13 protein-coding genes are annotated in these 14,130 nt (G+C 59.6%); 9 read left to right on the top strand and 4 right to left on the bottom strand.

Features of this window, described 5'->3' with window-relative positions:
* The first annotated feature begins 335 nt into the window (after window positions 1–335).
* Together AAE029_RS35360 and AAE029_RS35355 are read left to right on the top strand one after the other, a co-directional pair.
* A complete protein-coding gene (locus tag AAE029_RS35360; protein WP_371077607.1) occupies window positions 336–674 on the top strand; it encodes a hypothetical protein in 339 nt (112 codons plus the stop codon).
* 135 nt (window positions 675–809) lie between these two features.
* On the top strand, window positions 810–1,019 hold the full coding sequence (locus AAE029_RS35355) for a hypothetical protein (protein ID WP_371077606.1): 210 nt from the start codon (window positions 810–812) through the stop codon (window positions 1,017–1,019).
* Here the strand turns inward: AAE029_RS35355 and AAE029_RS35350 are convergent.
* The 4 genes from AAE029_RS35350 to AAE029_RS35335 all read right to left on the bottom strand — a co-directional run bounded on the left by AAE029_RS35350 (window position 1,013) and on the right by AAE029_RS35335 (window position 3,904).
* Window positions 1,013–1,213, bottom strand: coding sequence for a hypothetical protein (locus AAE029_RS35350; protein WP_371077605.1), 201 nt, complete (start codon window positions 1,211–1,213; stop codon window positions 1,013–1,015). The genes AAE029_RS35355 and AAE029_RS35350 overlap by 7 nt on opposite strands.
* Window positions 1,210–1,740: a hypothetical protein gene (locus AAE029_RS35345; protein ID WP_371077604.1), complete on the bottom strand. Its 531-nt coding sequence runs from the start codon at window positions 1,738–1,740 to the stop codon at window positions 1,210–1,212. Before AAE029_RS35345 ends, AAE029_RS35350 begins: the two co-directional genes overlap by 4 nt.
* Before the next feature lie 91 nt (window positions 1,741–1,831).
* On the bottom strand, window positions 1,832–3,184 hold the full coding sequence (locus AAE029_RS35340; protein WP_371077603.1) for an ATP-binding protein: 1,353 nt from the start codon (window positions 3,182–3,184) through the stop codon (window positions 1,832–1,834).
* A gap of 3 nt (window positions 3,185–3,187) precedes the next feature.
* Complete coding sequence (locus tag AAE029_RS35335; RefSeq protein ID WP_371077602.1) at window positions 3,188–3,904, bottom strand: response regulator; 717 nt, start codon at window positions 3,902–3,904, stop codon at window positions 3,188–3,190.
* Between the two features lie 175 nt (window positions 3,905–4,079).
* Here AAE029_RS35335 and AAE029_RS35330 point away from each other — a divergent pair, with 175 nt between their 5' ends.
* The 7 genes from AAE029_RS35330 to AAE029_RS35300 all read left to right on the top strand — a co-directional run bounded on the left by AAE029_RS35330 (window position 4,080) and on the right by AAE029_RS35300 (window position 14,075).
* A complete protein-coding gene (locus tag AAE029_RS35330) occupies window positions 4,080–4,385 on the top strand; it encodes a hypothetical protein (protein WP_371077601.1) in 306 nt (101 codons plus the stop codon).
* 572 nt (window positions 4,386–4,957) lie between these two features.
* The gene (locus AAE029_RS35325) at window positions 4,958–5,767 is read left to right on the top strand and encodes a pseudouridine synthase (protein ID WP_371077611.1); all 810 of its coding nucleotides are present in this window, start codon (window positions 4,958–4,960) and stop codon (window positions 5,765–5,767) included.
* A 231-nt stretch (window positions 5,768–5,998) separates the two neighbouring features.
* Window positions 5,999–7,750 (top strand): SLC13 family permease, encoded by a 1,752-nt coding sequence (locus AAE029_RS35320; protein ID WP_371077600.1) that lies wholly within the window; start codon window positions 5,999–6,001, stop codon window positions 7,748–7,750.
* Between the two features lie 101 nt (window positions 7,751–7,851).
* The gene (locus tag AAE029_RS35315) at window positions 7,852–8,802 is read left to right on the top strand and encodes a phosphoribosylaminoimidazolesuccinocarboxamide synthase (RefSeq protein ID WP_371077599.1); all 951 of its coding nucleotides are present in this window, start codon (window positions 7,852–7,854) and stop codon (window positions 8,800–8,802) included.
* 142 nt (window positions 8,803–8,944) lie between these two features.
* Entirely contained in the window at window positions 8,945–9,547 is a 603-nt protein-coding gene (locus tag AAE029_RS35310; RefSeq protein ID WP_371077598.1) for a TetR family transcriptional regulator, read from the top strand.
* Between the two features lie 167 nt (window positions 9,548–9,714).
* Window positions 9,715–10,917, top strand: coding sequence for an efflux RND transporter periplasmic adaptor subunit (locus tag AAE029_RS35305; RefSeq protein ID WP_371077597.1), 1,203 nt, complete (start codon window positions 9,715–9,717; stop codon window positions 10,915–10,917).
* A gap of 50 nt (window positions 10,918–10,967) precedes the next feature.
* Window positions 10,968–14,075: an efflux RND transporter permease subunit gene (locus AAE029_RS35300; protein WP_371077596.1), complete on the top strand. Its 3,108-nt coding sequence runs from the start codon at window positions 10,968–10,970 to the stop codon at window positions 14,073–14,075.
* Window positions 14,076–14,130 lie beyond the last annotated feature (55 nt).

The raw sequence follows: 14,130 nt of genomic DNA, 5'->3' as shown, positions 1-14,130 counted from the left end.
ACCAAGTCAACTCCACCACAACAAACTTTTTTGACAATTTTGTAACAGGCTGATTCGACTTTGTTTTTTTAGAAATTTTATTCACAGGCGCCCCTTTTCAGCACCGCCGGACAGGAAAATTCTTTATCAGCCGGTCAAAAATCGACTGCGAGCGGCTTCTCACGAACGGAAAATATTTGAAAAACAGCATCCTGCGCACATTTTATGGTTAACAGAAGGTCAAATGTCACTGCGATACAACCGCAAAGAGATGACTTGTTCATTTTCTCGGATTTCGATCTGGAACCTAAAGCAGGCTTTTCGTGTTCCCTCGATAGCAACCGAAGGAGATAGCCATGGCCACCAACATCGATGATATCAAAGCAACGGTCAGCAAGGACATCGCCGCGCTCCAGCAGGAGGTCTCTCGACTGCAGAAAATGGTCTCCGCCCAGAGCGCGCAGGCCTATTATGAAGTCCGCGACCGCGCCGGGAAAGCTTATGATGCCGCCGAGCCGCGAGCCAGAAGTGCCGTCGCCCAGATCAGAGCGGAAGGAGCCGCCGTCGCCGGTGCCGCCCGCGAGCATCCCGCCGCCACGACGACTGCGCTTGCGCTCGTCGGTGCCATCGGCTTCCTCGCCGGCTATCTCCTCGCCAGCAGTTCCGAACCGCAGCCGCGCCATTGGTGGCGCTGAGGGCCCCTCCCTTTTCGCCGGCCATGCTCTTGCACCGCGTCGAATATCATTTTGACGCGGCGCATACGACTAAGGTCTTAGAAAAACCAAGATCATTCGAAATATTAATGCCATTAAAAAAAGGGGAGGTCGCTAATGGACGATAACAAGTCCAATTTAATCGTGGAAGTAAGCGTCGACGATGCAAAAGGACGGCGCGCTGTCGGCATCATGAACATGCGCCAGGCGCTCGATCTGCCGCGGGGAATGCCTCGTCTGTCCTATTCTCACCCTGATCCGGTGAAAGCCGCCGCAGGAATTGTCATAAGCCGTCAGGAGCTTGAAAGCTTCCTGACCTATCATTGATATTTGCCATCTGGGTCACAACGCACGACCCAGACATGCTGGCGCGGGTGATAGACATAGGGCCGATACCAAGGCCGCACCAGATAGTAACGATTCCAATAAGCTTCGTTGAAGGCCACGACGCCGACACCGACGGCCAGAACGATTGCGCGCCGAAGGATGACGCCTCCTTCTCCCAACGATTTAATGTTCACTCAGGAAAACGAGCACGTTCAAGCTGTTCCGGGGACAGCCGGCTGCGGAGGTTAGCAATCGCCTGTTTCAGGCTCGCGGCTTTGTCGGCATAGGCGATCAGTGCGTCCGCGATCGCCTCGGGATGCCCGAAAGCCTCGGACCGCTCACCTGGTTTGACCATGACCGCGTCCAGCTGAGCCTTTTCCGGTATCATGGCGAGAATGGCCTGGCTGTAGGCCTGCCAGACATCATGCTGGTCGCTGCGGATACCGATCACGGTTTCCTGCGCGGCAAGCAGCCCGGCAATGCGAAGCCTCAGCCGTGCGGGATCGTAATGATCGCGCAGGAAGGCAAGCCTTTCCCCGGTAAAATGCCCTCCATGAAAGCCCCTGGGAAAAGGCGGCAGCAAATCCATCGGCATTTCTCCGGTCTGCGCGGCAGGCGTCCCGTCCGGCTGCCGGGACCCACCCTGCTGGGCATGAAGAGCCGGAGGCAGAAGAAAAATGCCCGTGGACAGAAGCCCGGCGGCGGCTTTGCTGATTTTCATGATCGATCCTCATTCTCGGATTTGATCGCATGAGGATCGAGGATCTCTGTTTCGCCAATCGTTCAGCCGCGTAACGAAATGTAACAGGCGATCAGGCTGCCGCCTTTATCACCCCAACCATCGGCAACGAGACCACGACCCGCAAGCCGCCCCCGGAACGATCCTCGAAGGAGATCGATCCGTTATGGGCATCGAGGATCTGCTTGACGATGGTGAGCCCCAACCCGCTGCCGCCGAGATCGCGATTGCGCGATTCCTCGAGCCGGAAGAATGGTTCGAGCACATCCTTTCGCCGCCCTTCCGGTATTCCCGGTCCGCGATCGGCGATTACGAGAAGAGCACGATCGCCGTTGCTTTCGATGGAAACGTCCGCTCTCTCCCCGTAACGCAGTGCGTTCTCCATCAAGTTGTCGAGGATCCGCCGCAGCGCCGTCTGGCCGATCGCAGCCCTCGGCCCCTCCCCGGCAAGCCGGATCGAAACATGGGACGGATCGTCGTGGCGCTCTTCCAGCGCCGCCTTGACGGCCGCATTGAGATCCGTCTCTTCGCGCTCTCCCGAGATGGCGGTGCTGCGCGCAAAGCCGAGGGCATCCTCGACAAGCTGCTGCATGGCTTCGACATCGGCAATGGCGCGCTCGCGATGCGGAGCGTCCGGCATCATTTCCATGCGCAGCCGGAAACGGGTCAGATAGGTTCTGAGATCGTGGGAAATCGCTCCGAGGATCAGCGTGCGATTGTTGACCAGATTTGCGATGCGCAGCTGCATGTCGTTGATCGCGCGAATGAGGGTGCGCAGCTCGCAGGCCCCCTCCTCCATGATCTTTATCGGCTGCAACCCGTTGCCGAGCGAATTGACGGTGCGCGACAGTCGCGTCAGCGGACGGGTTTCCCGGGCCACCGCGGCGATTGCGATAACGGCGACAAGAACGCCGAGCAGACCTGTCAGGAAGCCGACAGGCACCCCACGCACCCTCACCGTCGGCGTATCGGCAAGCTCAAAGATCGCCAGCCGGCCGCCGCCAATCCCGATCGTGACCTCTATGGTGCGATCCGGCGCGCCGACCGAAAAGAAGCGCCGCGGTCGCTCCGGAAGTGAGCGCAGACCGATGTAGGGGTCGCCCAGCGCCGCAGTTGCAAGTTCGTGGATGAGCTTGTGGCCGAAGGCACGGTCGGCTTCGATGTCAGGGGCGGTCGGTGAAGACCGATCCTCGATACGCAGCCTCAAACCATTGGCGTTCAGTGCCCGGACTGCCGCACCCTGCGCTTCCCTCGGAATGGTATCGAGCAGTCGCACGGCGGTAGCGACCTGGGCGACCGGCGATAATTCACGCCTGAGAGGCGCCTCATGCTTTATGCCAACCGCGAAGATCGCGACAAGCTGGATGGTGAAGAGCGCGAGGGCGACAATGAGGATGATGCGGGTGACCAGTCCGAGTTTCGCCATGGCTCATATATCCTTCACGTCCGCGGTGAAGAGATAACCGGCGTTGCGCACGGTTGTGATCAGCTGCGTGCCGGCCGGCAGGAACTGCGCCAGCTTGTTGCGCAAGCGGGAAACCGTGACATCGATGGTGCGATCGAAGGGATCGGCTTCGCGTCCGCGCGTCCAGTCGAGAAGCTGGTCGCGCGACAGAACCCGGCGTGGGCGCTCCAGAAAGCAGGTGAGAAGGTCGAACTCGGCTGTCGTCAGCCGAACCGGCCCCTCGCCTTCGATTTCGATCGCCCTACCGTCGAGATCGACGACGAGACCGGCGAAGGTCTTGCGACGGCGGACGCAGGCTTCTTCGCGACCCTGGTTTCCGGAACGGCGCAGGATCGCCTTGATGCGCGCGAGCAGTTCGCGCGGGTTGAAGGGTTTGCCGAGATAGTCGTCGGCTCCCATCTCGAGCCCGACGATACGATCGATGTCCTCGCTCCGCGCCGTCAGCATCAGGATCGGGACGCTGCTGCGGGCTCTGAGCCGTCGGCAGGCCGACAGCCCGTCCTCTCCGGGAAGCATTAGATCCAGAATGACGAGATCGGGAAAGCCACGCGATAACGCGCGGTCCATCGCTGCCGCGCTCTCGGCCGTCTCCACGGAAAAACCCTCCCTGCTCAGAAACTCATCGAGCAGAGCCCTTATTTCGCGGTCGTCCTCGACCAGGAGAAGTGTTGCTGAAACCATGGTACCCATGAATGCGCGGCGTGCCGCCGTTCTGACAATAGGGAAGAAGTGCCAGTTACAAACTGTAACAAAATTGGCTCTTCCTGAAAAATCCCAGCAAAGCCCGCACCCGATCCTTCGATCGTCACAGCGACACGAGCAGATCTTTGCAATGAGGACTAAAAAGGATCATCCGATGAAGACCTTCCTTTCGGTGGGACTTGCCGCCCTTGTCGTCACCGCTTTTTCCACCGGAGCGGCCAATGCCTGGACGCGCGAGGGCAGCGTTACGACTGAACGCGGCACCTATTCCTACAGCGGCAGCGGCGGTTGCTCGGGCCGCGCCTGCAGCCGCGCCGGAACAGTCACTGGACCGGACGGCTACTCCATCAGCCGGTCGGGTTCCGTCACACGCGTCGCCCCGCACTATTACACCTATTCGCGCACAACGACCGGTCCCTATGGCGGAACCGTCCATCGTCGCGGCGGCGTCTGGTGGTGATCATGAGGAATTTCGCCCTCGCCGTCATACTTCTTGCCGCGACAAGCGCTTCCGCTGCGCAACTGACGACCGAACAGAGAGCCGCGCTGCGTAGCGCTTGTGCCGCCGACATCCGCAAGCTCTGTTCCGGTATAAGGCCCGGTGGCGGAAGGCTGGCGCAATGCGTCGAGAAAAAATCCGATCAGCTATCGCAAGGCTGTAGATCTGCGATGAGCACCATTGCCTCTTCCCGACCCCAACAGCAATGATGCCTCCGCAGTCGAGGCGGGCGGATTCATTTATCCCCAAGTGAAAAACGCCCGCCTCGGTTTTATTGTCGAGCTCTGTAGTTCTTCCCGCTCATCTTCTCGCGGCGTGTGAGTTCGGCTTCGCTCGGCTCCGCCAAGACGAAGTATCCGGTACTGATCTCTCCAGAACGTCGGTAGGATTTTCACATCCACGAGCTTCAGCGCGGGCCGAGCGCGCTTCAATCCGACATTCCAATTTACAGAGGACAAAGGATTATGCTCTGGCTTCGGGCCGTCAGCCGTGCCAAACAACGGCAAGCGACCGCGTGAAGAGCACAAATGAATTTGAGACAACGGCGCCCTCCGCAGAAGACGGCCATACGCGCGAAAGCCGGCGATGAAGCATCGGCAAAACGCGCCATCCTGCCGCGCGCATTGTCGAAGCTCGGCTTCTGCTCGCGAACGCAGGCCGAAAAACTGATTGCAGAAGGCCGCGTCGCCGTCGATGGCCGCATCGTCACCGATCTGTCCGCCTGGGTCGACGTCGATAGCGCCAGGATCGAGGTCGACGGCGTTGCGATAGCCGCGGAGAAGAAAATCTATCTCATGCTCAACAAGCCCCGCGGCCTTGTCACCACACGACACGACCCGGAGGGGCGGCCGACCGTCTATGATTGCCTCAAGGATTTCGACGGGCCGCATCTTTCACCGGTCGGACGCCTCGACAAGGCGAGCGAAGGTCTGCTTCTCTTCACGAACGACACCGAATTCGCGCAGGCGCTCCTCGATCCGATTACTCACGTGACGAAGACCTATCATGTGCAGGTCAACCGGATGGTCGACGCAGAGGCGCTGGCTCAGATGACATCAGGGATTCGCGCCGATGGCGAGATCCTGAAGGCCACATCGGCGCGTCTGCTGCGCAGCGGCGAGAAGAATGCCTGGATCGAAGTCGAGCTGGACGAAGGCAGGAACAGGCAGATCCGCCGCATGCTGGAAGCGCTGGATATGGAATGTCTCCGGCTGATACGCATCGCGATCGGCGATGTCTCCCTTGGCGACCTGCCGAAGGGTTCGGTGCGAGCGCTTAGCGAAGCGGAGCTGCAGCAACTGCGCCGGCGCGCAGGTTTCGAGAAGCCGAGGCGGGACCGCTAGAAACGAACGAAATGAGCCGCGGACCCGGGACGCTTACGACCGGCTCGATGTGGACGGCGGTGCCTCCGGCTCATTACGGCTCTATACAGCGCCCGCGGACCAGCTAAATTCGAACGCTGATGAGCTAGGGCGGCTCAGCTCTTCATGGAAACGCAGAACCGCTCCATCTTTTTTACTTACGCAATTCCGAACGGAACTTTTCCTGGAATTGCCCTAACTGCGGATCTGCCTATGTCCTTTGAGCAAGCAGCACTCCTGATCCTTCTGGTGGTGATGCTTACGCTCTTTTCCTTGGATCGTTTTCGCATCGAGATCGTCTCGATTGCCGGCGTGCTCGCGGGCTATGCGCTTGGCCTCTATCGGGCAGCGGATGTCTTTTCCGGCGTTGCCAATCCCGCCGTCATCACCGTCATCGAGGTCCTGCTGATCGTGCAAGTTCTCGCTCGTGGCCGGCTTTTCGGAGCGCTCGCCGAACGCTTCGCCGTCGCCAAACACGGTGCCTTCACGGTCATTGCCGGGCTTTCCGGCCTGACTGCCTTCATTTCGGTTTTCATGAACAATATCGGCGCCTATGCGATCGCACTTCCCGCAGCCCTGCGGCTGAACGAGATCACCGGAATCCCGCGCAAGCAGCTCATCATGCCGATATCCTTCGCAGCCCTTCTCGGCGGCCTTGTCTCTCTGATCGGCACGCCTGCCAATCTCCTCGTCAGCGATGCCTTGGCGCAGGCAACGGGTAAAGGTTTCGCATTTTTCGATTTCGCCTTCACCGGCCTGCCGGTGGCGGTCGGAGGCGTCCTGATCATCGCCTTCGTGGTCCAGCGCCTCTTTCCGGCACCCGACGAAATCTCTGCCTCTCCCCCACCAGCCGCAGCGCGCCGCATCGTCACCGAGCGTTCAGTTCCGTCCGGATCTCCCCTTGTCGGCCGCGTACTTGCCGATTGCATCTCCGCCTTCGGCATTCAACCGCATGCCTTGATCCGCAATGGACAATTCGTATTCGGCGCGCCCGAGAAGACCATGATTGCCGCCGGGGATCTTCTTCTTGTGGAGGCAGACGAAACCACCTTCGAACGTTTGTCGTATACGGCAGCATTACTGCCCGAAGTGCATTTCGACATGAGCGACAAGGACTTCACGCGTCTCGATGCCGTCGTGATGCCGGAAAGCACACTCGTTGGTTCGTATATCCGTTCCCTCGAAGTGTTTCGCTCCCGCGGAGTTGCCGTTACCGGCCTTTCCACGCGTTCGCCGCGCATCGAAGGACGCTTCGCGGACCTCCGTCTTTCGATCGGCGACATCCTGCGACTCGAGGGCCGACGGCAGGCGATCGACGAGGCGCTTGAGGAATGCGAATGCCTGCCGCTCGCAGCAACGGAAGCGATCCACGCCGCGCCGTCTCATTCGCTGCGGCCGCTCCTCGTCTTCATCGCCGGCATTGCGGCCTCGGCGACCGGATTGTTTCCGCCCGAGATCGCCTTTGCCGGCGTCATTCTTGTGCTCACTTTGCTCAACCATCTCAACATCCGCCAGGCCTTGGCCGATCTCAACTGGCCGATCATCATCATGCTCGCCGCGATGATACCGCTCGGCACAGCCGTCGCCACGACCGGGACCGCCGCCAATCTCGCCGCATGGCTCAGCCAGTATCTGCCCGTCGCACACCCGGCTGTCGGCTTAGGACTCATACTTGCGCTGGGAACCGGCATCACCCCCTTTGTCAACAACGCGACCGTTGCAATCGTGCTGACGCCCATCGCCTTCGAACTGGCAAAGGCGGCGGGTCACGCTCCACAGGCCTATCTCCTGGCCGTTGCCGCGGGGGCTTCGCTCGATTTCCTCACCCCCTTCGGCCATCACAACAACACGCTGACAATGAGCATCGGCGGCTACCGCTTCGCCGATTTTCTGCGGAGCGGATGGCTGCTCACCCTTTTCGGATATGTCTGCACCCTCCTAATCCTCTATGTTGTCTGGATATGAATATGACGGCCGCCTTTGCTTGACATCGGCGGTGAGCAAACTAAGGGTCGATCCATGAAGCATCCGTCGACCGGATGCACACGAGACTGTGGTGGACGCCGTTGCGAATTCTATCCGAAGCCTATTTCCCGGAACTTCCCAACTACTACCGCGGCAAGGTGCGAGAAAACTACGACCTGCCGGATGGTCGCCGGATCATTATCAGCACCGACCGGCTAAGCGCCTTCGATCGGATCCTCACCTGCATCCCATACAAGGGCCAGGTGTTGACCGAGACCGCCCGCTACTGGTTCGAGGCGACGAAGGACATCTGCCCAAACCATGTCCTCGACTATCCGGATTCGAATGTGGTGGTCGGCAAGCGCCTCGACATCCTGCCCGTCGAAATCGTGGTACGCGGCTATCTTGCCGGCACGACCGGGACCTCGATCCTCACTCTTTACAAGAAGGGTGAGCGAGAGATGTACGGCATGCGCCTGCCGGACGGCATGCGCGACAACGAGATCCTGCCGCAGCCGGTCATCACGCCGACCAGCAAGGCCTTCGATGGCGGCCACGACGAACCCCTGACACCCGACGAAATCGTCGGTCGCGGCCTTCTGTCCAAGACACAATGGGACACGCTCTCCGACTATGCCCTGGCGCTGTTTGCACGCGGCCAGGAACTGGCGAGCAAGCGCGGGCTCATCCTCGTCGACACCAAATATGAGTTCGGCACCGATGAAACGGGCAGAATCATTCTGGCCGACGAGATCCATACGCCCGACAGCAGCCGCTATTGGCTGGCCGGAAGCTATCAGGAGAATTTCGAAAAGGGCGAGCGCCCCGTCAGCTTCGACAAGGATTTCATCCGCACCTGGGTGGCGGAACGCTGTGACCCTTATAAGGGCGCCATTCCGGAAATTCCCACCACGCTGGTCGAGCAGACCTCCAAGGTCTATATCAGCGCCTATGAAGCCATCACGGCTCAAACCTTCGTTCCCGACGACAGCGGCGAAACTCCGCTTGCCAGGGTGCGTCGAAATCTGGAGCCCTATTTTACGCAAGCTTGAGGCAGCCGTCGCAGGCTGCTGCTTCCTTACCTCTCGACTTTGACTTTCGCGCTCAATAGCCTTAGCAACCGCGAAAATACCGTGCGCAGCCCGTCAGATCGATCCCGGTTCATCGGGACGCGTGCTGCGAATCGGGGGGACAATGGCACGCAGGCCAAGGCGAAAAGCGGAAGAAACGCGCGAAGACATTCTCTCCATGGCCGAACTCCTGTTCAGGGAGCGCGGCTACGCCGCGGTATCGATCGCCGACATCGCCGCCGCACTGGGGATGTCGCCGGCCAATGTGTTCAAGCATTTCCATTCCAAGGTCACGCTCGTCGATGCGATCGCCGAACGGCATCTTAAACGCTGTGCGGAGCGATTCGCCAAGATCGACGAAAGCATGCCGCCAGAGGAGCAGCTTCTGACCTTGGTGCTGCGCCTTCTCGACAGCCATCTGCAGGATATTTGCGACAATCCCTACATCTTCGAAATGGTGCTGACGACAGTGCAGACGAAGCTCGAAGCCGGGCAACGCTATCGGCAAAGGATTACGGAAAAACTAAACGGAATCATCAGGCAGGGCATCGCCGAAGGCATCTACCATTGCAGGGATTCCGAGGCTTCCGCGAGAACCGTGACCGATGTGCTCGCCTGCGTTCTCCATCCCGTCATCATTATGCGCGACGACAGAGAAACATTGACGTTACGAGCGCATGAAATCGTAGATTTTATCCATTGCGCATTGCGAAATAGCGCTTGCTAGGTGACGGTTGTTCGATTACGTCACTTCATCAACGATTTATTAAATTCAGGTTGAAAGCTTTTTGACCTGGGTCGATCATTGCTTCGTCTGAACGGCGCTTGGGAGGCTGACATGCCAGGCAGTTCGATCGATCCGCACCTGCTTTCACCAAAGGGAATGTTTGCAACATGTTACGGCGCGTGTTTTTCGCTACCGGCGCTCTTGCGCTAGCCGCTTGTCTCGCGGCCTGCAACGACAGCGGCAAGGCCGCCGGCGGAGCTGCCAAGGTGCCCGCCGCAGTGCAGGTCGGCGTCAAGACACTGCGGCAGGAAACGCTGCCGATGACAACGGTTCTTCCCGGACGGGCCGAAGCCTATCAGACGGCCGATATTCGCCCGCAGGTCAGCGGCATCATCAAGGAAATCGCGTTCAAGGAAGGTGGCGACGTCAAGCAGGGAGATCTGCTTTACCAGATCGATGACGCATCCTATGTCGCCGCGGTCGCACAGGCAAAAGCGACGCTCGCGAAAGCCGAGGCAAGCGTTCCGAGCGCGCAAGCGAACCTTACCCGCTACGAGCGGCTGGTAAACAGCGGCGCGACACAGATCGAATATGAAAACGCCAAGGTGACACTGCTGCAGGCGAAGGCCGATGTCGAATCGGCGAAGGCAACGCTCGCGTCTGCTGAGATCGATCTTGGCCACACCCGGATCGTCGCGCCTTTCGAGGGCATCATCGACCAGACGGCCTTCAATATCGGCAATGTCGTCACCGCTAACCAGGAGACGGCTCTGACGACGATCAGGCAGCTCGACCCGATCTACATAAAGGTGACGGAGTCGAGCATGAACCTGTTGCGGATCCGTGCCGCGATGGCCGCCGCCGGCGTTAAAAGTGAAGCCCTCTCCTTCCGGCTGACGCTTGAGGATGGCCGAGACTACGATCAGCTCGGCAAGCTGGACATGTCGCAGGTAATGGTCAGCGAAACCACCGGCAGCTTCTTCCTGCGTGTCGTCTTTCCGAATCCGGATCATCTGGTTCTGCCCGGCATGTATGTCCGGGCGACAGTTGCGCTTGGTGAGGAAAAAGGCTTTGCCATTCCCCAGCTCGCCTCGAGCCGCGACGCGGATGGAAACCTGACGGCCCTGTTCGTATCAGCCGACAACAAGGTGGAGCTTCGCACCTTCAAGACGGCCGCCGCCTCCAACAATGCCTGGATCGTCACCGACGGCATCAAGGATGGCGACCAGCTGATCATTTCCGGCCTTCAGTCGATTACGCCCGGAATGACGGCGAAGCCCGTAGAGATGCGGATCAACGATAATGGAGTGGTCGTCGCTCAGGAACAGTCCGGAACCCAAACGCCTACCCAGCCCGCGGCGAAGCAGTAGCACAGCGGGAGGGGGATGAATTAATGGTGTGAGGCGCACGGGGATCGACAATGGCTAAGTTCTTTATCAGACGCCCGATTTTCGCGTGGGTCATCGCCATCACGATCATGCTGGCGGGCTCGCTCGCCATCTTCACGCTGTCGATCTCGCAGTATCCCGACATTGCGCCCACGACCGTGCGCATCAGCGCCACCTATCGCGGCGCCAGCGCCGAGACAATCGAAAAATCGGTCACTACCATCATCGAAGATGGGATGACCGGGCTGGACGATCTCACCTATATGACGTCGACCTCCTCGACGGGTTCGGCAAGCGTGTCGCTGACCTTCGGCAACAACGTCAATCCTGATATCGCGCAGGTGCAGGTACAGAACAAGCTGCAGCTGGTGCTATCGAAACTCCCTGATGACGTACAGGATCAGGGCGTGCGCGTGACGCGCTCCACCACCAGTATCCTCATGGTCGGATCGCTCGTTTCAACCGATGGGAAACGCACATCGGTCGATCTCGGCAACATCCTGTCGACCGCGATAGAGGACCAGATCCAGCGCATCGAAGGCGTCGGCAGCATCAACGTTTTCGGCTCGGGCTATGCGATGCGGGTCTGGCTCAACCCTAACAGGCTGGCGAAATACCAGCTTACGACGAGCGACGTGACATCGGCGATCGAGGCCCAGAATACGCAGGTTTCCGTCGGTTCTCTCGGTGCGCAGCCGGTGACCAAGGGCCAGCAGCTGAACGTGACGATCACCGCGCAGAGCCAGCTTACGACGGTCGCCGATTTCGAGGCGATCATCCTGAAGGTGGAAAAGGACGGCTCGACCGTGCGCCTCGGCGATGTTTCCCGCATCGAAATCGGCCAGGAGAGCTATGGCGGCTCGTCGCGCTATAACGGCCTTCCCTCCTCCGGCTTCGCCATCAATCTGGCGACCGGCGCGAACGCCATCGATACCGCGGCGCGTGTCCGGGCCGCACTCGACGTCATCGCGAAGGGCCTGCCGGAAGGCGTCGAGATCACCTATCCCTATGACACCACGCCCTTCGTCGAACTGTCGATTGAGAAGGTGGTCCATACGCTGATCGAAGCCATCGTGCTGGTCTTTTTCGTGATGCTGATCTTCCTGCAGAACCTGCGCGCCACCTTCATTCCGACCATCGCGGTGCCGGTCGTTCTGCTCGGAACCTTCGCAATCCTGGCGCTCGCCGGCTATTCGATCAATACGCTCACCATGTTCGCCATGGTGCTGGCGATCGGTCTGCTCGTCGACGACGCCATCGTGGTCGTTGAAAACGTCGAGCGCATCATGTCGGAAGAGAAGCTCTCACCGCTCGAAGCGACCGAAAAATCGATGGGCGAGATCACCGGCGCCATCATCGGCATCGCCCTGGTGCTCACCGCAGTATTCATTCCGATGGCCTTCTTCGGCGGATCCACCGGCGTCATCTATCGTCAATTTTCGGTGACGATCGTCTCCGCGATGCTGCTGTCGGCCCTGGTCGCAGTCGTACTGACGCCGGCGCTCTGCGCGACGATGCTGAAGCCCGTCGACCAACATCGCAAGAGCCTCCTCGGCGGCTGGTTCAACCGCAATTTCGCGCGTTCCACCAAAGGCTATGTCCGCAGCATTGCCTATCTCCTGAAACGTCCGATTCGCGTCATGGTGCTCTTCCTGCTGGTCGGTGTGGGCTGCGCCTACATGTTCAACCGGTTGCCGAGTTCGTTCCTGCCTCAAGAGGACCAGGGCGTCCTTCTGACCATCATCACCACGCCGCCAGGCTCCACGACGCAACAGACGCAGGCGGTGGTCGAAAAAGTGGAGCGCTATTATCGCGACAATGAAAAGGATGCGGTTCTCTCGGTCTTCGGCGCGCTCGGCTTCAGCTTCAGCGGATCAGGCCAGAACAGCGCCATGGTTTTCGTGAAGCTGAGGGATTTCGGGGAGCGCACTGCGCCGCAATTGCACGCGCAGGCGATCGTCAGCCGGGCCCTCGGTTATTTCTCGACCATCCGCGAAGCGCAGGTCTTCGCTCTGCGGCCACCGGCGATCCAGGGTCTCGGCGTCTCCAGCGGCTTCTCGATGTATCTCGTCGATACCGGCAATCATGGCACGGATGCTCTTACCGATGCATCGAAGCGGCTGATCCAGCTCGGCAATTCCAGCGGCAAGATCGTTGCCCTGCGCTCCAACAACAAGGAGGTCGAGCCGCAGATGAAGATCCTGATCGACCAGGAGAAGATCGGCGCCATGGGCGTCGACCTCTCGGCGGTCAATTTCATGCTCGCAACGATCTTCACCGGCCGCGACGTCAACGACTTTACGTTGAACGGCGAGATCAAGCCGGTTTACGTGCAGGCCGATGCCCCCTTCCGGATGCAGCCGGACGATCTCAACCGCTGGTATATACGCAACAGCCAGGGTGAGATGGTCCCCTTCTCGTCTTTCACGAATGTCACCTGGATGAAGGGAGCGCCTTCTCTCGCGCGTTTCAATGCCACCAGCGCGGTTCCCTTGGATGGTGCCGCCGCCCCCGGCGTCAGTTCGGGCGATGCGATGAACGAGATCGAGAGGCTGACCGATGAACTCGGCGGCGGCTATTCCGTCGCCTGGCAGGGCATCTCCTATCAGGAGCGCCTCTCCGGTTCGCAGGCACCGATGCTCTATGCGATTTCGGTCCTTGTCGTCTTCCTTTGCCTCGCAGCCCTCTATGAGAGCTGGTCGATCCCCTTCTCCGTCATCATGGCGGTTCCGGTCGGTGTACTGGGCGCCTTGGGGGCCGCCACGCTCTTCGGCCAGGCCAACGACGTTTATTTCAAGGTGGGCCTGCTGACAACCATCGGCCTGGCTGCGAAAAACGCGATTCTGATCGTGGAATTCGCAAGGGAAAGAGCTGCCAGCGGCATGGGTATTATCGAGGCCACACTGGAGGCGGCACGCCTTCGACTTCGTCCGATTATCATGACTTCGCTCGCCTTTATCCTGGGTGTCGTACCTCTTGCGATTGCTACCGGAGCAGGTTCGGCTGCCCAGAATGCGATCGGTATAGGCGTTCTGGGTGGTATGTTTTCTGCAACACTCCTCGGAATTTTCTTCGTTCCATCGTTTTTTGTCATCATCCGACGGGTATTTGGCCGTCAGAAAGTGCAAGATCCTCTGTGAAATTAATAGACTCGTTGCTACATTGCCGCGCACTGCTTCGGAATTTGGGGTCTGT

The organism is Sinorhizobium sp. CB7 (assembly GCF_041357635.1).
Classification (GTDB): Bacteria; Pseudomonadota; Alphaproteobacteria; order Rhizobiales; family Rhizobiaceae; genus Rhizobium.
The sequence above is the reverse complement of the archived record's forward strand: the minus strand, read 5'-3'. Positions and strand labels throughout refer to the sequence as shown.